The sequence below is a fragment of the Methylobacterium sp. B1 genome (genome assembly GCF_000333255.1).
Taxonomy (GTDB): domain Bacteria; phylum Pseudomonadota; class Alphaproteobacteria; order Rhizobiales; family Beijerinckiaceae; genus Methylobacterium; species Methylobacterium fujisawaense.
On sequence record NZ_BACT01000731.1, the window covers coordinates 1 to 20,780 of the forward strand.

At 64.0% G+C, this 20,780-nt stretch carries 20 protein-coding genes and 1 tRNA gene; 9 read left to right on the forward strand and 12 right to left on the reverse strand.

Annotation, left to right across the window (positions count from 1 at the left end; translation table 11 throughout):
* Nucleotides 1–116 precede the first annotated feature (116 nt).
* From I53_RS21375 to I53_RS21405, 7 genes are all read left to right on the forward strand, one after another.
* Nucleotides 117–2,393, forward strand: coding sequence for a phage tail tape measure protein (locus I53_RS21375; RefSeq protein ID WP_043354458.1), 2,277 nt, complete (start codon nucleotides 117–119; stop codon nucleotides 2,391–2,393).
* Nucleotides 2,390–3,706 (forward strand): hypothetical protein, encoded by a 1,317-nt coding sequence (locus tag I53_RS21380; RefSeq protein WP_148291212.1) that lies wholly within the window; start codon nucleotides 2,390–2,392, stop codon nucleotides 3,704–3,706. The genes I53_RS21375 and I53_RS21380 overlap by 4 nt, the downstream gene beginning before the upstream one ends.
* Nucleotides 3,707–4,020: 314 nt before the next feature.
* Nucleotides 4,021–4,941 carry a hypothetical protein gene (locus I53_RS21385; RefSeq protein WP_043354462.1) on the forward strand — a complete coding sequence of 307 codons (921 nt, stop codon included), beginning with the start codon at nucleotides 4,021–4,023 and terminating at the stop codon, nucleotides 4,939–4,941.
* Nucleotides 4,942–5,586: 645 nt separating this feature from the next.
* Complete coding sequence (locus I53_RS34175) at nucleotides 5,587–5,895, forward strand: hypothetical protein (RefSeq protein ID WP_187294395.1); 309 nt, start codon at nucleotides 5,587–5,589, stop codon at nucleotides 5,893–5,895.
* Entirely contained in the window at nucleotides 5,882–6,493 is a 612-nt protein-coding gene (locus I53_RS21395) for a hypothetical protein (protein WP_043354466.1), read from the forward strand. Before I53_RS34175 ends, I53_RS21395 begins: the two co-directional genes overlap by 14 nt.
* 58 nt (nucleotides 6,494–6,551) lie before the next feature.
* Complete coding sequence (locus I53_RS21400) at nucleotides 6,552–6,968, forward strand: hypothetical protein (RefSeq protein ID WP_043354468.1); 417 nt, start codon at nucleotides 6,552–6,554, stop codon at nucleotides 6,966–6,968.
* A 365-nt stretch (nucleotides 6,969–7,333) separates the two neighbouring features.
* Nucleotides 7,334–7,645 (forward strand): hypothetical protein, encoded by a 312-nt coding sequence (locus I53_RS21405; RefSeq protein WP_043354470.1) that lies wholly within the window; start codon nucleotides 7,334–7,336, stop codon nucleotides 7,643–7,645.
* Between the two features lie 619 nt (nucleotides 7,646–8,264).
* Here I53_RS21405 and I53_RS31660 read toward each other — a convergent pair.
* From I53_RS31660 to leuC, 12 genes are all read right to left on the reverse strand, one after another.
* Complete coding sequence (locus I53_RS31660) at nucleotides 8,265–8,831, reverse strand: AAA family ATPase (RefSeq protein WP_083936122.1); 567 nt, start codon at nucleotides 8,829–8,831, stop codon at nucleotides 8,265–8,267.
* Entirely contained in the window at nucleotides 8,828–10,381 is a 1,554-nt protein-coding gene (locus I53_RS31665; protein WP_148291214.1) for a GNAT family N-acetyltransferase, read from the reverse strand. The genes I53_RS31660 and I53_RS31665 overlap by 4 nt, the downstream gene beginning before the upstream one ends.
* Nucleotides 10,353–10,787: a hypothetical protein gene (locus tag I53_RS21415; protein WP_148291215.1), complete on the reverse strand. Its 435-nt coding sequence runs from the start codon at nucleotides 10,785–10,787 to the stop codon at nucleotides 10,353–10,355. The genes I53_RS31665 and I53_RS21415 overlap by 29 nt, the downstream gene beginning before the upstream one ends.
* Nucleotides 10,788–10,819: 32 nt before the next feature.
* A complete protein-coding gene (locus I53_RS30570; RefSeq protein WP_051044944.1) occupies nucleotides 10,820–11,329 on the reverse strand; it encodes a GNAT family N-acetyltransferase in 510 nt (169 codons plus the stop codon).
* 21 nt (nucleotides 11,330–11,350) lie between these two features.
* On the reverse strand, nucleotides 11,351–12,682 hold the full coding sequence (locus tag I53_RS33465) for a hypothetical protein (RefSeq protein ID WP_187294398.1): 1,332 nt from the start codon (nucleotides 12,680–12,682) through the stop codon (nucleotides 11,351–11,353).
* 39 nt (nucleotides 12,683–12,721) lie between these two features.
* Nucleotides 12,722–13,168, reverse strand: coding sequence for a hypothetical protein (locus I53_RS31670; RefSeq protein ID WP_083936123.1), 447 nt, complete (start codon nucleotides 13,166–13,168; stop codon nucleotides 12,722–12,724).
* A 3-nt stretch (nucleotides 13,169–13,171) separates the two neighbouring features.
* Nucleotides 13,172–13,375: a hypothetical protein gene (locus tag I53_RS21425; RefSeq protein ID WP_251982395.1), complete on the reverse strand. Its 204-nt coding sequence runs from the start codon at nucleotides 13,373–13,375 to the stop codon at nucleotides 13,172–13,174.
* Between the two features lie 258 nt (nucleotides 13,376–13,633).
* Complete coding sequence (locus I53_RS21430; protein ID WP_148291217.1) at nucleotides 13,634–14,383, reverse strand: hypothetical protein; 750 nt, start codon at nucleotides 14,381–14,383, stop codon at nucleotides 13,634–13,636.
* Nucleotides 14,384–14,564: 181 nt separating this feature from the next.
* Nucleotides 14,565–14,756 (reverse strand): hypothetical protein, encoded by a 192-nt coding sequence (locus I53_RS21435; protein WP_043354478.1) that lies wholly within the window; start codon nucleotides 14,754–14,756, stop codon nucleotides 14,565–14,567.
* A gap of 558 nt (nucleotides 14,757–15,314) precedes the next feature.
* The gene (locus I53_RS21440; protein ID WP_187294399.1) at nucleotides 15,315–17,006 is read right to left on the reverse strand and encodes a tyrosine-type recombinase/integrase; all 1,692 of its coding nucleotides are present in this window, start codon (nucleotides 17,004–17,006) and stop codon (nucleotides 15,315–15,317) included.
* Between the two features lie 193 nt (nucleotides 17,007–17,199).
* Nucleotides 17,200–17,284 (reverse strand) — tRNA-Leu (locus I53_RS21445).
* A 67-nt stretch (nucleotides 17,285–17,351) separates the two neighbouring features.
* A complete protein-coding gene (leuC, locus tag I53_RS21450; RefSeq protein WP_043354482.1) occupies nucleotides 17,352–18,764 on the reverse strand; it encodes a 3-isopropylmalate dehydratase large subunit in 1,413 nt (470 codons plus the stop codon).
* A 242-nt stretch (nucleotides 18,765–19,006) separates the two neighbouring features.
* Between leuC and I53_RS21455 the strand changes: the two genes are divergently transcribed.
* On the forward strand, nucleotides 19,007–19,978 hold the full coding sequence (locus I53_RS21455; RefSeq protein WP_043354484.1) for a 2-hydroxyacid dehydrogenase: 972 nt from the start codon (nucleotides 19,007–19,009) through the stop codon (nucleotides 19,976–19,978).
* Nucleotides 19,975–20,780: AprI/Inh family metalloprotease inhibitor (locus I53_RS21460; protein WP_043354490.1), on the forward strand; the 806-nt coding region annotated here is incomplete at its 3' end. The genes I53_RS21455 and I53_RS21460, both read left to right, overlap by 4 nt.

Genomic DNA, 20,780 nt, shown 5'->3' on the forward strand with positions numbered 1-20,780 from the left:
AAATTTCGTTCTGATTTACCCCCTCACCAAGACCACATCCACACACCCGTGACCTCTGCGACCGCACCTTGACCCGGTGTGATGCTCACGCATGTCCGCAATTCCGATGAGAGACCATGGCCGACGACAAGATGAATTTGGAGTTGGGCGTAAGCGTCCACACTGAGGGCACCGAGAAGCTTACCGACCTCGACAAAATACTGTTGCGGATCAAAGCCGCTCAGGACCGTTACAACTCAACTCTTGGAAAGGGTAGTTCTGCGCAGTCTAAGGCTGCCAAGGAGGCGCTACAGGGCACGCAGGAGCGTATGCGCGTGCTCCGCATGCAGTTCGGCTACCAAGACCGGGAGCAGAAGAACCTAGCTAAGGAGGAACAGCGCTCGATCCGCGAGGCTGGCCGAATCCGGTCTCAGGAGAACCGCCGCGCCCTCGCCGAGGCGCGAGAACTCAACCGTGAGCGAGACCGTGCCGTCACCCGGATCGGGCGAGGAGCCTCACAAGCCCGCGGTGGCGCAACCCGTCTGGCAGGCGTGGGCGCTGCGGCTGCGGCAGCCGGCACCTACGCCGCTCAGCGTGCCGTCGACAGCCTAACGCGGTCCGCCGTGACCATCGACGACGCGATGAATCAGGCGATGATTCACGTGTACGGGTCTCAGGACACCAAGACCTCGCAGCGATCCGCGGCCGACCTTCGCCGTCGCCTGATGCCTGTCGCACAACGTCTTGGCGTGCGCACCGCCGACTTGATCGGTGCCACCGTCGAGGCCGCCCAGGCCGGCGTCGAGGACAACCTCCTCGATGCCGTCGTCGAGCAGGGCACCAAGTACGCCAAGATGAACAAGTTGAGTGTTCCGGACGTCTTGGAACAATCAGGCTACGCGTTGCAGGGTCTCAAGACCTTCGGCAAGGTCACGGCCGAAACCGTCAAATCGTACTACGACGAGGTCGCGTTCCTCATTGCTACGACGTCGGCGAACCGGCAACAGCTTCTGGAAGCCACCAAGACCGGCATGGCATCGGGCGCCACGGTCGGCATGGACCGGCAACAGACCCTCGCTGTCCTCGGCGCCATCACGGCGGTCGGCGGTGAAGGCGGACAGGCCAGCCGCCTCCTCTCGACGCAGGGCGCGCGCGCAGCCGGGTGGAGAAACAAGGGCCGCAACATCCTCGAGAAGCACCACCGGTCGGCCGATGATCGGCAGTTTCTCGATGCCGTGCAGCTTCTGGGTTACCGCGACTCGGACTCCATGGCCGACGCGTTCAGCCGCGATTTCTTCGGCTCGATGGTTCAGGTCCAAGACCGGATCAAGGGCATTGCCGACCCGCTGAAGCGTAAGGCCATCACCAAGCAGTTGTTCGGCCAAGAGTTCTCGGCCCTCGTCGACTCTCTCATCATGGGCGGGCAGCTACAGGAGTTCAGGAACAAGCTCTCCGGCGCGTCGGGCTTCCTCAACTCGTCATGGGCGAAGTTCACCACCAACTTGGGCTTCATCATCGACAAGATTGGAGTCGTCCTAGGAAATCTCACTGATACCCTCTCCCTCGGCTTGAAACCCCTCTACCAGGACTTGAGCCAGTGGATTGACCGGCTTCCCGCATCCTTCGACGGCCTGAACAGCGCCTTCCAGGCTGGCATCTACGGCTTCTTGAAGGGGCTCGGCTCCGAGGATGGTAGTCTCGGCTCGCTCCTCAACAAGGTGCTCGGTGACCCCGCGCAGTTCCGAGTCGATGCCGGCGCCTTCCTCCGGTTCGGTCGCGGTTTCGGTGAGGGACTAAGGTCGGTCGCCGACTCCATCCTGCGGGTGATTCGCCTGTTCACCGGCCAGAACGCCGACGCCGAGAAGATCGGGCGCTGGACGGCCGAGTTCCTGGCTATGAGCGCGGCCTTGGTAGCGGCCTCGCCCGCGATTTTGGCCATGTCGGGCATCGCCACCGCCGTGGGTGGGTTCACCACCGCCATGGTCGGGGCGTGGACGCTGCTACGCGGTGCCGGTCTCGTCGGTGGTGCCACGACGGCGGCAGGATCGGCGGCCGTCGCGACGGGTGCTCCTGCGGCTGCGGCTACGGGTGGCGGCTTCCTCGCCGGTTTGATGCGCCTTGTCCCCGCCTTTGCGGCGCCCCTCACGATGGACCCGTCGAAGGAGGCTCGCGACAAGCTCACCCAGCGGCTGGGCGACTGGGCAGCCAAACAGGGTCAACCCCTTGGCCAGGGTGGTACTTGGCAGGACGTCGGACCGTCCAAGCGCCTAGAGGAAATGCGCACGGCGCTAGAGAAGACCACCGCGGCCACGGTGAAGAACACGGAATCGACGAGGAACGCAGCCAAACAGCAACCGAGTCGAAGGCGGCCGAGGTCAAAGCCGAGGAGGCGCGCAAGCTCTCCGAGTTGGTGAGCATCCGCAACGGCGCGATGTCCGGTAGCGTCGGCGGTGGCCCGTCGACCGCGGATCAGCTCCGGAGCCGTGGGTTCCGCAACGTGATCGGCGACGGTAGCCCCAATGCCGGTAGCAACGGCGGGATGCCTCAAGCCGATGTGGGCGGCACACGCAGCGGCGGGACGAGGTCTTGGCGTAACCGAAATCCCGGCAACCTGAAGGATGGGCCGTTCGCTCGTCGTATGGGCGCCATCGGCCGAGATGCCGGCGGGTTTGCTGTGTTCCCCGACGAGGCCACAGGTCGGAAGGCGCAGGCCGCTCTCTTGTTCGACAACGACCGCTACAAGAACTTGTCGATCCGCGACGCCATCGCCCGGTACGCCCCCGGTAGCGACGGCAACGATCCCGCATCCTACGCGGCGCAGATGGCCCGTGCGGCGGGTGTCGGCGTCGATACCCGTCTGTCCGATCTCACGCCCGCCCAGCGCGAGAAGTTCCTCGACGCCCAGCGGGATAAGGAAGGTTGGCGAGCCGGCACGACCACGGGCGGCGCAAGCCCGACACCGTCCGTCGCGGCAGGTGGCGGACACAGCGTCCCGTACATGCGCGGCGCCATCACCATGGAAGGCAAGCAATACGCCTTTGGGAGTGGTGGTCACCGTGGTGCAAACTCGATACCGGCAGGTGTTTATCCAATCACGCCCAATGCTATCGGGCCTTGGGGACGTGCCAATAATGCCATCGGCATCAACAACAACCAGATCTACGACAAGACTCTGGGCCGGATGCGTGACGGTATCGAGCTGCACGCGGCGTCCGGCGCCTCTATGATGTCGGCTGGGTGTCTGGCCATCTTGAAGTCTCAGTACGCCGAGTTCCGGACGCACACCCTCGACTTCGTCAAGCGCCACGGTCGCGCATGGTTGAAGGTCGATGCCAACGGCCAAGCCTCGATCACCGCCGATAGGCCCGATGATCCGACCGCCAAGGCTCAGGCCGAGGCCCAGAGGACGAAGGACATGGGCGCCGGCATCAGCAAGCCGGCAACGCCGAAGGCCGGCCTCGGTGACCTAGATGTCGCCCCTTCCAAGGGGGGACCGCAGGCCCCGATGTTGTCGGTCCCGCAGGCCGCTCCCGCGCCTCGGAACATCACGTCGGGCGTGCCGCAGGGCGCCGGACGTCGTGGTGGCGGCGCAGGCGGCGGCGTGACCGTGAATATCGCCGCGGTCCATGGCGGCGACCCGAAGGCCAATGGCGAAGAGGTCGGCCGACAGGTCCGTAGCGCGGTGAACTCGAGCTACATCGATGTCGACGGCTACGGCTACGCATGAGATAGCAACGGCTGGAAGAATGGCCCAACTCGTTGAGGAAAAGGGTCATTCTCTCCGTTGATGTCAAAGACCACTGATGTTGACCGAAAGTCATGATGTTCGATCAAGACATGCGAATACGGTCGGCGGATTTGCGATCCGTCGAATCGTGTTGTATTGTACGCGGTGATCGGCGAGGCGCGGTGTCTCGTCGACGCCGGGCAATGGAGCGGCGACGGACTCGAAGGTCTATCGCGTTTGCATAAATAGAAAAGGGACGCCCCCTACCTGCCTCTCAGTTTTCGAGGCCAGGACGCAGGGAAAGGGGCGCTGAAATGATGTCTGAAGATAACATCTCGCATACCCTGCGGCAAGGGTCCGAATACGACATCGGCGGTGATCCGCACGTCCCCGCGTGGTTCGACATCGACGGCGAGGCTACCCTCTGGGACAAGCTGCCCAAGCCGTCGGCGCCGCCTCAGTCCAAGTCGATCAGGGCTGAGATCCTCGATCAGGCTTTCTCGGGGTTTTCCCGTGTGTTGGAGGCTGAGATCAAGGCCGGAGCGACAGCTCGCGCCGAGATCGACAAGGCCCGCCGGTCTACCAACGCCGCCGGCATCCAGCGGGATCGGAAGAAGGTCACGAAGATCTGCGCCGGGCAGCGCGCCGGTCTCGTCCGTGTCCTGCGCAAGCTCGAGCGTCGGGATGAGATCGTCGAGTTTAACGACCGCGCCCGCAAGGCCGTCGACCTCATTCTGGACCTGTCGGCGAACATGTCGGTGCACTCCGACTGCGACTGGCAGAAGACGCGGCGCTGGCTCGAGAAGGCCCTCCCGGTCTTGGTTTTGGATCACGGCGTGTGGATGGAGTCGCGGTACCGGGTCCATCTGCGGGCGGCCGAGGCCGAGATGGCGCGGCGTATCCCGACCACGCTGTCCGACTACCGCACGGCGCCGAGCCCCCGCGAAATCGCCGAGTGCCTTACGATCACCACCGCCGTCCTGCGGGAGGCCAAGGCGAACAGGTGCGGCCTCACGTCGGTCGACCCTGAGCCGAAGCGGGATCGTGACCGTCGTGGTTCCGAGAAGCGGCGTCGTGATCGGGGCCAGAAGTTGCGATCGGACTGCACGAAGGACGCGGATTTCCAGAAGCTCGCTAAGGATCTGAACTGCCACGTCAGCACCATCTGGCGCCACGATACGAAGGGCGATCTGGGCGCCTGGATCGTCAAGCGCAGGGCCAAGCTCGGCCTGTGAGGCACGGACGGGAAATGCGAGAAACGCGTCGCGTTGGTTAAGAGAAGAATATACGCGCGATTAGTTTCTCGCATTCTGGATCATGCCTCTCGCAGAGCATGGCCCACGCCATGCGGAGCGATGGAGCAGGCGGACGGTCCAGGCGCCCAGATCGTCATATCCTGGAGCGGGGCGGTCAGACCCGCGCAAGGATCAGGCGCACAGCGTCAGTCCGGGCACCGTCAGAAGTTCCTCCCCGCTAAACGTCCGGGAGTACGGCTTCGCCCCCCTTTCCAACGATGAAGACGGGGATCGACGGTCGAGCCTCATCCTCGGAGCGCGGCGCCCGGCCGATAGGTTCCCCTTCCCCTTCCAAGAGAAAGTTTGACGGTCTGAGCTATCCGGCTGGGCGGTGATCCGAGACGCGCCGGCACCAGAGCCCAGACGCGACGGCCGACACCTCTTCCCTATGGAAAGGGAAACGGGACTGACGGAACAAGCTCGCCGCATCAGGTTGGAGCATATCCGTATCGGCGTAGCTCTCATCCCAAGTTCTAGACGGCGAAACCCAAGAGTTTTCGGGTAAATATCTGCGGCGGCGTTTTGAAGCGGGCCCATTATGTGGTATAAGACTTGGGTGAAAGGCTAGATCGATAAGAGACAGACGTGACTGACATTGCCGACCGGGATGACGGACGACCCGACGACTTGCTAAAGATGCGTGAGAACCCTTCGCTCACCGTTTCGAAGCTTGTTTGGGCGGGGAATGTCCGGGTCGATGATCTCCGTCTGATGCTCGATGATGTTGCCGACACGGTGCGCGCCGTCGCCGTTGCGGAGATCGTGTTCCTGACCGTCCGCCTGACGAGGCCGAAGCGGGATCCGATCCGTCAGCGGTTGGCTCTGGGTATCGCCGACCCGACCGGCGACGGCGCGCAGAACCACATCGAGGAGCGCCGCCATGCCGGCCTGTGACAATCCCAGCACCCAGGCGCGCACCACGCCCGGCCGGAGTTGGATCGTCGAGGGAAAGCTCGTTCAGGCGATCTGGCGCACGGAGTGGATCCTGCTCCACGTCGAGATCAGCCGCGAGGAGGCCGACGCCATCGAGGCCGCCTGTGTCGACGTGATCGCCGAGGCGTTCCCCGGCACTTCCGGCGAGGCCGTCGAGAGCCCCGTCAACGTCGTCGACGGCAAGCTGTGCCTCAAGTCGTGGGGCCGCCAGATCGGGACGATCCGCAACAAAGACGACGAGGAACTTGTGTCGGTCCGGGCGGGCGCCAAGGTTGCCCTGCGCGTGATGATGAAGCCTTATCGCGACCCGGCGCGGGGCCTGCGCGTGACGGCGTTCCCGATGCGCCTCGACGTGCGCAAGCCGGCGCCGAAGCCCCGGCCGGTGAAGGGCAAGAAGGCCCTCGCCGAGGAGCGCGCCCGCAACGTGGCCGAGCGCGCCGCCGCCAAGGCCGCTGCGCGGAAGCCGGTTCAGGCGCCGAAGCCGGTCAAGCCGCCCAGGGCTCCCGGTACAATGCCCACGGCGGCGAACCTCATCCCGATTTCCAATACGAAGCACTAAGCCTATGTTCCGCCGCAAGTCCGTCGCGTACCCAACGAAGCAGGCGCGTCGAGCCCTCATGAAGCAAGGCGAGAGGGTCCACGATATCGACCGGTCGCAGTGGATCCGGCCGGTTCGCATTTCGCCGCCGATCACCATGCCGACCACGGCCTACCGCGAGATCACCGACGAGATGTTGGGCATGCCCCGGAACGACGGGGCCCAGCTTCGTGCCGAGGGATTTCTCGCCTGCGTGATCGCCGACCGCCTGCGTCGGGAGAATCAGGCCCGTGCTGCTGCTACCCTCGCCGCATGGGCTCGGCTTGCACCCGGACCGACCGTGCACGCCGAGGTGGACGACGCGAGCATCGCCGTCATCGACCCGACCGACGTCCTCGACGAGACCGACAAGGCCATCCTGGCCGAGTTGAAGCGGATCACCGCCCGGCCTCCGTGTCGGTGGATGCGGGTCGAGACCGACCTGAAGGCCGGCTAACTCGTTGTTTCTGAACCATCCAATTTTGGATGCACAGCTTCGGGTTGGCTAAGTGCTTGATTTCAAACGACGCAAAATTGCGTTGCTCGCCAATCCACCGTCGACAGGCCGTTATCGCGGCCGCCAAGCCATCTAGGATGGCTCAGGACGGCGACGGAGCCCCCGCCGCGACGTAGGGCCCGGAAACCGCTATCGGCCGCTGGCGACCTGTCAGAATGCGAAATCGGCTGTGACGCCTCGACACGAGGTGGTCGCAGCGCTCGCGGACCCTGCGCGAATATCGGCGATCCGGGCGCACCTGCGGCGTCGACATCACAACGGCCAAGCCCGGGATTGGTTCCCGAACCGGCCGCCTCCTCAATCCCATGGCCAGGGCAATCCCGCCCTACGCCGCCAACGCCGTCACCGCTATGCCCATCTCGATCCCGTTCCAACGCAGCAAGACCAACAATCCGTCGATCCTTCTCGACCCCGACCTCCTCGACGCCATCGACGCCGTGCGGGTTGCTGAGCACTGTGAGAAGCCGCTCTCCCGATCCGCGATGGTGCGATACCTGCTCTGGTTTGCCATCGCCCTGATGACCGACGAGCGGGCGATTGCCGAGTTCATCGCCGAGCATCAGTCCAATGACGCGGGCAAGGCCGTTACGCCCCGATCCTCAAGAGGAGGACCCTGATTTCCTGCCGGAAGCGGCCTCCTGAAAAATCAGGAGAGGAAAACCAGGGACTTAGGGCTCGTCTCCCCGGCCCCGACGACGACGTTCTCGGACCTCACGCAGTACCGCCACGACGGCCGACACGACAACCGCGGCCTTGGCGAGGTGCCCCATGATCGACTCGGCATCCATCCCGTCATCCCTCCGCTCTCGATCTGGGACGAGGCTCGCACGGGACCGCTAACGCGTACTGCACCGCGTCCGGAGGGTTTCAACCATTGGCCGCCTCGACCTCGGCGCCTTCATGCACCACCGGCATTGACGGCGATTCCGCCCCGTCGGCGGGCGTGACCTCGACGGCGCCGTCAGTGTCAGCCTCGTTTGGACAGATCTTCAGCGCCGGCCGGATGGAGTGCGGCAACCGTCCCAGGACGACGCGGGCCTTCGAATGCCCACAGGGGGCACCTCGAGCACGCAGAGATACTTTTCCAGGGCTCCTTTAGGTGTCAGCCGTGCGAGCCGACGGGAGCGCACTCGCAGCCGAGGAGGAGCGCTCTGGCGGACTCTTCGTTCTGGCTGAGGTGGACGTCGAGTAGCCAGAAGTTGCCGCCGGTAATGCCAGATTGCATCGTGGACGGCGTCAATCAGGCTGAGAAAGGTATTCTAGCTCTTGGACAAAATTTAGAGCACTATTGTAATCCTCGGACGACAATCTTAGGATCGGCACTGACAATATTGTCGCGTATCTGACAGCCACCTCACTGGATTGTCGCTGCTGCTCATCCAACTCATAGAGCTTTCTGTCCGGACGTGTTCGTAGGTCGGCCTTCCGTCGGCGTCTGATGTGGGCGGCGTACTCCTCTATCAAGATGATACCAGCAATCTCCAAGGCTTGAATTACCTCGACTGGAACGTCGATCAAATCTTTATCATTATCTATGACGCTGTGAGCTTCCAGGAGAACGGTTTGTTGCCATCTGCCACTTCTCGCCCGGCGGACCGCTTCCGATAGTAGGGCCTGATTTGCCAAAATTACATCGCGGTTGGCCGTGCGCAGTTTTTCTGGATCTACCCTAAGAGCCTCTTTGAGAAGGGTGCCGGCACTCAGGCAAAGTAGATCCGGCCGAAATTCGGACATCCGCCGCGCCAGGAAACTCTTACCGACGCCGGAAATACCGAGCAATACGATGAGTGGGCCCGGCCTCACAGCGCAAACCCAAAATTCATCGAGGATAACAGTGTACCTAAGCTGCTCCGCGGGATCGACGTAATCGACCGTGGCGGGCCTTTCAGTACGCCGCCCTCGAGAAGCTTATCGATTTTGATGACAGGGTCGAGATGACCGATCAGGAGAAAATCTATAACCGTCACGCCGTTCGGTGCGTCCTCGATGGTCTGTCTGAGATCGTCTTCGGAATAGACAGACCGACCCGCGGTCGATCGAGATAGCTCACGATAGTCGCGGGCTCTACGGACCTGTTCCACAACGCCGACGGTCGTGACGGCCTGAGAGTGAAATGCTGCGTCCTCCCGCGACTGGTAGAAGAATACGACATCGCCGGCCTTCATCATCTTGTTGAAGCTGCGGCAGACGTAAACCTTGCGAATCGTGTTTCCGGGCTTGCGGCCAGCTTGTCTCAGGTCGAGGGTCTCGTCGCCAAACAGAGGCATCGGCGTAAGTCGCGCGGCCTCAGGGAATAGCTGCCGATGGAAGCGCCATTGGATCGGGATCGCGAAAAGAGAAACAGGGTCTTGGATGCTAAAACGGGGATAATTCTTCCTCAAGACGTCTGCCAGATCGGAGCGATCTGAGATCTCGAGCCGAGTGCGGCGGATCGGCTTAACGGCTACAATCTCCTCGGCAGCATTTTCCATAGAGGTCTCAAAGCCAAATCGCTCAATCAAATCGAGTAGAGCGACTTGCTTCGGATATGTGGTGAGATAGAGAAAGTCGAAACCGTTCTGCTGCGCATGCAAAATCGCTTTGCGTAATAGAAGCTCGCCCACCTTATTGCCTTGAGCGTTGTCTGCAACCTTGAAGGTGCAGAGTTTCAAGACACGAAGATGAGGTGCGACACCTATCTCATCTCCTGATTCTGGCTTTCGCACGACAAGCCCGTGCACCCGACCGTCGCCGCCTGAAATTGTCCAACATGGTCGATGTTCAGGGGAGCACTTAGTCGACCACCATTCCGAGAATTCAGGATAGTCTAATCGGAGGCTTTCGAATATCGGATCTGTTGGGTCTAAGCTGTATGCAGGGACGTCGGAAACGTAAGGCAATCCGTCGTCGACAGGATCCTGTAGCGATCTCAGCCACACGACCGCGTCACCCAGCGTGAGTACGCGCTCTTCAAGATCTCCGTCTTTGACGCGTCGGTGTAATCCGGCGTCCTGGCTGACGAGAATGTCGACGGTGTTGATCGAGAGCGCGTGCAGAAGCGCTACGTCGACGCGGTCATTCTGGGATCGGATTGATCCCCAGCGGGCTTCCAACTCCGCGATGGGTGGCAGCGGTATCGGCGCGAGTTGAAGGAACTTGGAGACGCGGGATTCCGATATGGAGCGGCGGCGACGATCCGGATCGCGGTCGAAGTCGTCGAGCGTCGCTGGGTGCACGTAGAGGGCGATTGCGCCTGCCAGACAGCGGCGCGCGAAATCGGCGACGAGTGGTTCGGTTTGCCCCGGATCTTCGAGGGCGATCAGCACATTGGTGTCGATTAAGAGCCTAACCCTGCTCATGGTCGATGAGGTCACGGTGGGCCTCGCGCAGGACAATGTACGACTGTGGCGCGTTCAGGCCGTGCGTCGACCGCATCTCATCCAGCCGGACCGGCGCGGCATATCTCATGGGGCGCTCCAGCGATATCGCGCATCCTTCATCGACACCGTCGAAGTAGCGCATGAAGTCGGCCTTGGTAATCGACGCACGTTTGCCGTATCGGCTCCACAATTGCGCAATCGGGACGCGAGCAACATTCTCGATGTGCGCAAATCCAACGACCGCGGCGACAGGTTGCGTCGCGTAGATCAGCATCCTGCAACCCGATCCATAAGGCCCAAAACGTCGGCGCAACTCGACGTCTTTCTTCCCCTCGAGGATCAACTCGGCGTAATAACTGTGGATGCTAAATAGCAGCGTCGGGCGTTCGCAGGCCACCAAGGGAAACAGAGACTCTTGTCCCGATGGCGCGTTCACGTGTTGAGCGAGTGAACGAGCGGGCCGTTGTACACATGCTCGACGACCCCCGGCCGATAGAGAGACTCGATGCGGGCCGTCTCGACGAAGCCGAGCCTCTGCATCAGTGGCTCGAACTCGGCGTAGCGCTCGGCCGGCACGGTGAAGAGGGGGCGAGTCACGCCAAGCCACTCGATCGACTCCTCGAGCAGCCGGCGTCCCAGGCTACGCCCGCGCTCGGACTCCGACACCCAGGCCGTGCAGATCTTCGACTCGCCGCCTTCCCGCTTGAGAATTGCGACCGCCGACGGCGCGTCGAGGCTGCCCTCCCAGAACAGGTGCCGAGTCCCCCGTGAGAGGCCGGGCACGACCTTGTTCCAGTACCAGGATGTGAAGCCCGGATAGGTACCCTCGAGGTGCGACAGGGTCGGCCACAGCTTTTCCGCTTCTCTGCTCAGAGAATCGGCGGCGGTCTCGTTGGGGCCTGCGAGCAGGGGCAAGGCGGTGGCTGTCAGCGGCATCGGCATCCCTTGAATCATAGTGGACCCTCAACGCTGTCGAAAGGGCTGCGGCTCGCGCATCTGCCTTCTTTTCCACGCCCGGTTGATCCCTGCCACCGCCATCGGTGCGAGGGCGAGAACGGTAAGCAGACCACCGGCATACAGATTCGCATACCCAGGGCCGGGCTGCTGGAGGCTGGCGAAGCGGAAGCCGCGACCGAGACCTGATAGGACTATATTAAGAATCGCTGAGCCTATCCCGCCTATCGCAAGAATCGCGATGAAGTAAGTCCAGATTCGAGGCTTGCCAGTGCGGAAACTTGCATATGCTATGAAATCGTCGATAGGTTTTCCATTCCCGGCAAGTTCACGCCATTGATAGATGGTCATGCCTTCTGCTGAGTGATTGTTAGTCCGAAGCTTTGGCTTCCCAACACTAAGATAGCTCGACCATATCTCATCCTCAAGACGACGTACTTTTCGAAAATTCTGATGCTGACTGCTGAGCTGGTAATCTCGACTGCGTATCAAAAAATAGTGGACTGACTCGAGGAAAAACTGCCCGTCGGCTGTGCGTTGCAGTACATCTGGCGGAAAACTTCTGCGCTCGTTAAGTCGAAACTCGGTAGTCTCTAGAATGTCCTGCGTAAGCGCGAGTCCTACGCTGGCCGCCCTGTCTTCGGTCGAGAATAGATTTTGGGCTGAGCCTTCTAAAAATATTCTGAGTCTGACATAATGTTCTTTGTTATGTTCGTCGGCGTTCACAATGTCTCTGCATAGGCAATTGTTTAGCGCAATGATTGTACCGTTTGACTTACCGGGAACATTGACCGGATCGATTGAAATATCTCGATCCACATCGATTTTGTAGATTGCCCGAAGTTTATCTGGCTTTGCGGTGACTACAAAATATCGATCTTTATCGCGAACTAAAGTAGAGACTTCATTGAAGACGGCGTTCAGCGTCTCGACATCTTTGAGCGCCCGACTGAGATCGAACACATCACCAGAGTCGATGTGCGTGGGGAGATAGAGATAGATACGATCGATCTTCTCGACGTGAGTCAGTAGCAGTCCGACATCGAGAAAATTGAATTTCTTGTCCAGATCGCGCCAGAGGTTAACGTGAAGTTTCAAGCGGGGCTGCGTTGCCGCAGTCCGGCACTCGGTTCTTCTAGAGGCTGAAGCCTCGGCTCCCTCGATCGATGACGATCCGGCCTCTTCCGGTGCCTCCGGCGCAGCAATGTCGGGCGCTGACGGAGGTGCAGTGCCCCCCGGCTGCGGTACCGCATCGTTGCTTTCGTACCATAGCGCAAGTGTGCCGTTCATCGGCGGACCATAGGAGGGCTTCAACTTAAGCGCGACGACCGAAGAGCCCAATCTAGAGTTACCCTCCGTTTTTTTACGCCGCATCGGCCGTTATCGTCCTAGCCGGTCTCGCTTACGGACGATCCGGATGCCCTGGCGTAGCGTAATCTCGTTGTGTGGGTAGGCTCCCTCAACGGCCTCGTAGGCTGCCACGGCACCGTCGAGCGGGTAGATCACCGCAAGGCGCATCTCGATCCGCCCTCGCTCGCCCCAGACCTCGATTGTGAACGGACTACCGGGCGGAACAGGTGGCTCAAGGCTCGCGGGCTTCGGCAGATCGAGCTTTGCAACGCATCCGGCTTCATACTTACGTGGTGCGGCTGCTCCCGGCGCCCGCTGGTAGCGACAGGACGCCGTCAGATGGCGCAGGAGATCAATCTGGCTGATGTTGGCGCCGTAGCGCTCGATCAGGCTTGAAACCCGGTAGCTCCCCTGCCGCTTGCACGTGGTGCACTCCACCCGCACCCGGTCGCCCGAGACATCACCCAGACGATCCATGGCTCAGGCGTCGACCCGACCGCGGACGTAGCCGCGTGAGATCTGCCGGGCCCGCTGACGCAGCCGATCTTCCAGATCATCGCGCTCTGCCAGAGCATCCGCAGCCAGAGCGACGAGCGCCGACCATCCATTCCGATGGGCGGCCTGGAAATAGGCCAGTGCGACGGTCTCGGCCTCGTCGAGATGAACATCATCGGCGGCCACCACCGGTCGGGGCTCGTGCATCGGCTTCGTCTCCGTTCTGGAACGTACCAAGAACAAATCCTAGCGAGACCGCAGGTTCAACAGCGACGTATCGAAATCTTAGAGGTCTGGGGATGGATGTGAACTCGGCGTCGAAACCGATTGCGTGACCGAAGGTTACGGTCACTGCACCATATCTGACGAGGTCGTCGGACCGCTCCGGAAGGTGCTGCTCGCTGACTGGGTGGTGGCCTAAATCGCCGAGCGCAACTCCCGAACGGTTCAGGCATAGCTAGCAGCGTCGCGGTGACCGGCTGCCGCTTCCGGCAGGGCCAACAGCGTTGTCGACACGTGCATGCGCGATACGAGTGTCCGCGGCGTGGTTGCGCCCACAGCCCACCGTACCCCGGCCAAGTCGATCTGCCATGACGTGATGCCAGGGACCGCCGTGCTGATGACGCCGCGGTACCGGAGCACACCGCGGCCGATATCGTCCGAGACATGCTGTAGGTGAGGGCCCAGCGCGCTCGTCATGTCGGCGAGGAACACGGCCTCCTGATCGACCGGAAGCATCCGTGAGAAGATCTGCGCCTGCGGGTCGAGCGGCTTGCCGACGTGGTGGTGATACAATCCCTTTGTCAGGTAACCGTAGAAGTCGAGCATCGTCGCAGTATCGACCTGAAAGGCAACCGTGGGCAGGGCGATGCCTGAGCCCGTCTGCTCCCAGGCCCGTTCCGCCGACCGGCCCAGGGCAAGGACGTGGTTCGGCCGACTTCGGGCGCGCTGCTCAAGGTTCTCCTTCAGAAAATTGAGGGCGTTGTCGTGTCGCGCCCCTACGAGCACCATCGTGCGAGCGTAGTCTTCGACCTGCTCCTTGGCCGCGTTGCAGGCTCGACAGGCTGGCACCTTGGGGGTGTTCGCCCGATCCGGAATCGGCAGAAAGGCTCTGGCCAAGACATGTTCGGCGTCCGTCGACGAGCCGGGCCGGGCGCAGTACGCGCATGCCTTGGCGCGGAACTTCTTACTCGACATGAGTTCTTAGACCTCCGCGTCACGCGGTGCCTATGCGTCCGGGCAGCCATCGGACTGACGGCGATCGAGGCGACGACCTCGAAGGTCATGCCGATGTCCGTTCTTAGCGCCAGCATTCCACGCACAGCCCGCCGATCGACAGAGAGGACGCGACGATGCCGCGCCCTCCCGTGATGGGCCGCTAGCCGGCGGCAGGGATCTCCGCGTACCGACGCCCGGTCTTGATCTCCGAGATCCGGCCGGGGTTCACATCGTAGTCCGCGGCGATCCGGTTCAAGAACTCGCGCCGCTGGATGCGCCGCTTGATCTCAGGAACGTCCGCTGGGTCGATCCGACGAGAAGGCATGCGGTTGCTGCCGGGGTTCCGGCCCATGTAATTAGCCATTATGCTTCCTTCGCATGGCCAATGGTTGAGCGCTTGACTGGAAATCCCGGCCGGTGCTTGATGCAGCCGGCCGAGGTGCTTCCATGTGGTCCGACGGGCTCGACTCGACCGGACCTCGCCTCGATCAGAACGGCCCAGCGTTGCCCCGCTGGGCCGTCTTCGTTTCGAAACGACACAGCGAATCTCCCACGACCGCCGCTCTCACGTCAACAAGTGGTGTTCGGCAAGTGTGTTAAGCGCTAGATGTTGTACCGGCACGCGAAACCCTGTGGATATCGTCCCGGCTTGGGATAAGTGCCCTTCCCGCTTTCGGAATTTTGTTCGGCGAAATTTTAGATTCACAACCTTCAGCCGGTTGTCCCCGAGGCGTCCTGAACCGGCGACTGAAACCGTAGTCCGGGCGTTGCCCAGTAGCGACACGTACGGCGACCTAGTGGCCCTTTCGAAGGGCTCCAGACCGCGCGCATCTTCACATGGTGGATGTTCTCTCGTGGGTGTTCACGTCGCAGGCCGAGCGCGTCGAGGTTGCCGGCCTTCAGGACAGAATCAGGCCCGCTCTCGCACTCCCGCTCGCTGTCTCGCCGGTCCGCCGTTGGTATCGTAGGCGGCGATCTCCGTCCCGACCTCGACGGCGCCGCCGTTTTCCACCGTGGCGGGGGTGGCCTTCGGGACCGGTATCCGCGCCACCTCCCCGGCCAGGAACTTGACGTCGTCATGGTGGCGATACTGCCCGGCCACACCGCCGGCCGCGTGACCTTGTAGGTGATCGGCCACGGAATCGGCCATGCCCGACCGCGTCGCCGTCGACTTCCACCAGTGGCGCGCCGAGTGTGCCGGGCCTTTGCGCGGGTCGTCGAACCCCGGCAGGGTCCGTACCCAGTCCGAGAAGCGGTTGGCCACCGACTTGGACGCGTGCCGCCCCTCGCCGTCGCCGCGTGCTCCCCGCTTCGGTCGGGACCCGTAGAATAGAGGCCCATCCTTCGACCGGGCGAACGCGAGGAAGCCGCTCTCCACCAGGGCGGGGTGCATGGGCACGGTCCGCTCGCTGCCCTCATTCTTGAGGGAGCCGCCGTCCGCCGCCGGCTCGATGCGCAGGACATGCACGCCGTCCTCGATCCGCACCCGGTCCGACGACAACTGCGTCAACTCGCCGACGCGCGCGCCCGTGGTCGCTAGCAGGATCGGGAGCCACCGCCGGTAATCCGCGGTCTCGCCCTCCGCGTGCCTGAGCATCCGGGCGATGTCGTCGTGCGTGTAGGGAAGCCGACCGGTCCCGGCCCGCTTCTTGACGTCGACCTTGATCCCCTCGGCGGGGTTCCGCGAGACGAGCTTGTTGCCGATGGCGAAGGCGTACAGCCGCCTGATGCACGCCAAGTCGGAATCGGCCACGGTCTTGAGCGACCGCCCCGCCGCGATGCGGGAGTCCTTCCACGCGACAACGTCCTGATCCGTGACCCGCGCCGCATCGTCGTGCTTCAGGTGCCGCTTGAAGTCGGCGAGAATGCCCCGCCACGTCGTGAGGGTGCTGCCCGCCGGCTGGGTCTCGCGCCGCCACCGGTCGAAGATGTCGGAGAGGCTGACGGCCGCCCTGCCCTCTTTCTGGAAAGGGGGAAACCGCGTGGCCGCAGGATCGGAACGGAAGTCGCCGCCCGCCATCCGCTTCAACGTCGCGCCCGCCTGCAACGCCGCCGCTGCGATCCGGCGCAGGAGGTTGAGTCGGGTCTCGTCGTCGACCTCGATCCCGTGCCGCTGCAACACCCAGTAGGCGAGCCGGCCGACGCGTTGTTCCAGGGCGCGCGCCTCCCAGGTTCGAGCCATGCCGTCGATGGTCTCGGTGAGTGATTCGCCCTCGACCTCACCGAACAGCAAAACGCGCATGGTCTCGTCGTCGGACTGGCCACGTTCCGGTATCGGCGGTGCTCCCGGTATCCGGCCCTCGACCGCGGCGCGCACCAATGCCTTGAACGACTCCCACTGCCGAACCGTGCCGGGGTTATCGGCGTGCTCGTCGACCAGAAGGTTGTGCACCTCGCCGGCCAGCGCCTCGACCTGACGCTGTGTGAGGGGCGCAGGACCGCGTCGCAGGGCGTCGCAGAACAAGGTAAGCGCGGCCCGCACGGCGTGTGTGCGGATATCGGCGATGCGGCCGTCGCGCGTCTGGAGGGAGCCCTTGCAGAACTCGCCCAGCGTCACCGTGAAGGTTGATTCGGGTTCGGTCGCCGTCGCCGGGAAGGTCACGCTCAGGCGCCTGCCCCGCGCCCGTTCTCGGACGTCGGTCGGGACCCGGATTTTGACCTGCTTGAAGCCCGAATCGGGTCGGGCGGCGTGGCGCTTCATGCTGAGTTTCATGGGATGGCTGTGACCCGGTGTTGTGACCCGGTCGGGAGCCGAAAACCCAATACTATCAGTAACTCAACGGGCTACGGTAGAGTGGTGCCCAGGAAAGGACTCGAACCTTCACCTCTCGCGAGACTGGTACCTGAAACCAGCGCGTCTACCAATTCCGCCACCTGGGCTTGCCGTCGGCCATCGGCCGGCGACGGCTCCGTTTAGGCAACCGAGCCGCCGCCGTCAATCGGGATTTCAACCCTGCGGCCATTCCCGGATGTCGACGAAGCGACCGGCCACCGCCGCGGCCGCCGCCATGGCCGGGGACACGAGGTGCGTCCGCCCGCGCGGACCCTGGCGGCCCTCGAAGTTGCGGTTCGACGTTGACGCGCAGCGCTCGCCCGGACGCAGCTTGTCCGGGTTCATCCCGAGGCACATGGAGCAACCCGGCTCGCGCCAGTCGAAGCCCGCGGCCTTGAGGATCTTGTCGAGCCCTTCCGCCTCCGCCTGCGCCTTCACGAGGCCAGAGCCCGGCACGATCATCGCCGAGACGCCCTCATGCACCTTGCGGTCGCCGACGACCCGCGCGACCTCACGCAGATCCTCGATGCGGCCGTTCGTGCAGGATCCGATGAAGATCCGGTCCAGGGTGATGTCGGTGATCTTGGTGCCCGGCGTCAGGCCCATATAGGCGAGCGCCTTCTCCTTCGACTGCCGCTTGTTCTCGTCGGCGATCTCGGACGGGTCCGGCACGCGGCCCTGGATCGAGATCACGTCCTCGGGGCTCGTGCCCCAGCTCACCAGCGGCGGGAGGGCGGCCGCGTCGAGGCGTATCTCGCGGTCGAAATGGGCGCCGTCGTCCGTGACGAGGCTCTCCCAGTACCGCCGCGCCGCGTCGAAGGCCGCTCCCTTGGGTGCCTTCGGCCTGTCCTTCACGTATGCGAAGGTCGTCGCGTCGGGAGCCACCATGCCGGCGCGGGCACCGCCCTCGATCGACATGTTGCAGATCGTCATCCGGCCTTCCATCGAGAGGGCGCGGATCGCCTCGCCGGCATACTCGATGACGTGGCCGGTGCCGCCAGCCGTCCCGATCTCGCCGATGATCGCCAGGATGATGTCCTTCGCGGTCACGCCCGGCGGCAGCGTCCCGTCGACGGAGACGCGCATGTTCCGGGCCTTGCGCTGCACCAGCGTCTGGGTGGCCAGCACGTGCTCGACCTCCGAGGTGCCGATGCCGTGGGCCAGCGCCCCGAAGGCCCCGTGCGTCGAGGTGTGCGAATCGCCGCAGACGATCGTCTGCCCGGGCAGCGTGAAGCCCTGCTCGGGGCCGATGATGTGGACGATGCCCTGGCGCCGGTCGAGGGCGTCGTAGAACTCGATCCCGAAATCGCGGACGTTCTCGGCGAGCGCCTCGAGCTGCGTGCGGCTCTCAGGGTCGTCGATGCCCTGCGTGCGGTCCGATGTCTGGACGTTGTGGTCCACCACGGCGAGCGTCTTTTCCGGGTGGCGCACCTTCCGGCCGGCCACGCGGAGACCCTCGAACGCCTGCGGGCTCGTCACTTCGTGAACGAGGTGACGGTCGATGTAGAGGAGGCTGGAGCCGTCCGGCTGAACATCGACGACGTGGTCGTCCCAGATCTTGTCGTAGAGGGTGCGCGGGCTGGTCATCGGTCTTCGTCTTCGGAGATGGGATCGGTGCAGAACTCTCGCGATGATGCGTGGTCCTTAGTAGGCATCGCGCGCGGTTTTCGAAAGAGGCGAGCCCCGTCCCGGTCGATTGGCCGCCCGGCTGATCCGTGCGGTTGTCACCGCGGGCGGCCCGGCGCGCTGGCGCGCGACCCCGCACAGGCTCTATGCCGGGACGATGGCGGGGGCCGGCGCGGACGAACGGCCGAACATGGGAGTGAACGATGGCTGAGGCCCCGGTCGAGATCCTGTTGCTCCGGAAGATGCATCCGCTCGTCGAGGCGGCCTTCGAGGGGCGGCACAGGGTCCACAGGCTGTCGGAGGCCGCGGATCCCGAGGCCTTGCTGGCCGAGATCGGCCCGCGGGTCCGCGCGCTCTGCGTCGGCGGTCACGTCAGCGTGGACGGGGCGCTGATGGACCGGCTGCCGAACCTGGAACTCATCGCTAATTTCGGGGTGGGCTACGATGCCGTCGACGCCGTGGCGGCGCATCGGCGCGGAATCATCGTCACCAACACGCCGGACGTTCTCACCGACGAGGTCGCCGACCTCGCCCTCGGCCTCGTCCTCGCGACCCTGCGGAAGATCCCCCAGGCCGACCGCTACCTGCGCGCCGGCCACTGGCCCAAGGCCCCCTTCCCGCTCACGGCCTCCTTGCGCGGGCGGCGGGTCGGCATCCTCGGTCTCGGCCGGATCGGGCGGGCGATCGCCCACCGCCTGGAGAGCTTCGGCGTCGCGATCGACTATCACGGCCGCAGCCGGCGGGCGGACGTTCCCTACACCTATCACGACACCCTGATCGGCCTCGCCCACGCGGTCCATATCCTGATCGTGGTGGCGCCCGGCGGGCCCGAGACGCGCAATCTCGTGAACGCCGACGTCCTGGAGGCGCTCGGCCCGGAGGGCATCCTGATCAACGTCGCCCGGGGGACGCTCGTCGACGAGGCGGCGCTGACCGCAGCGCTGACGGCGGGCACGATCCTGGGCGCCGGCCTCGACGTGTTCGAGAACGAGCCGCACGTCCCGGCGGACCTCGCCGCCCTCGACAATACGGTCCTGCTGCCGCATGTCGGGTCGGCCTCCGAGCACACCCGCGCGGCGATGGCCCAGCTGGTGGTCGACAACGTCGTCTCGTGGTTCGAGGGACGGGGCCCGCTGACGCCCGTCGCCGAGACACCCTGGAGACCGAACGCGTGACACCGGCACAGGCCGCCCGACTGGCCGCATCCGCCCTCATCGCAATGGGCGCGGTCGCCCAGCCTGCCGCCGCGCAGGACGTGCCGGCCGCGACCGTCGAACCGGGGGCTCCGCCGGCCGCGGAGACGCTCGCCGCGCCGCCCGTCCCGTCCGCGCCGCCCAGCCTGCCCGAAAGGCTCGGTCAGGCGCCGGGGACGTGGGACCTGTCCCGTGACGGCACCAACCGCCGCTGCGTCATGACCCTGGTGCTGGACAGCGGCGATGCGGGCCAAAAGTTGCGCTTCCCGGCCGGATGCCGCCGGGCCCTGCCCGTCCTGAACGGCGTCGCCGGCTGGCTGTTCGTCGAAGGGAACGTCCGCTTCGTGGACCGTAATGTCCGCCCCGTCCTCGAATTCACCCGGCGGCCGGACCAGCGCAGCCTCGTCGCGCTGGCCGAGGACGGTAACCGCTACAGCCTCGTCCCCCTCGACATCGTGGCCATGCGTCCGGCCGGCGCCGCAGGCTCGCCCGAGTCCGAGCCGGCCGTGGCAGCCAGCCCGAACCCCGCCCCGCTCCAGGCCGCCGCCCCGGTTCCGGCCGAACTGCAGCCGGCGGCGACTGCTTCGGCGGCCCCCGCACCGGGTCTCTATGCCCTCGACCGGTTCCAGCAGCGCGACACCTGCCGGATCACCCTCGATGGCACCGGCGGCGGCGTGCACATCATCCCGGGCTGCCACGACAGTGGCCTGGAGGTGTTCGATCCGGGTCGCTGGCGCTACGCGAACGGGCGGATGACGCTGACCGGCAAGCGCGGCCACAGCAT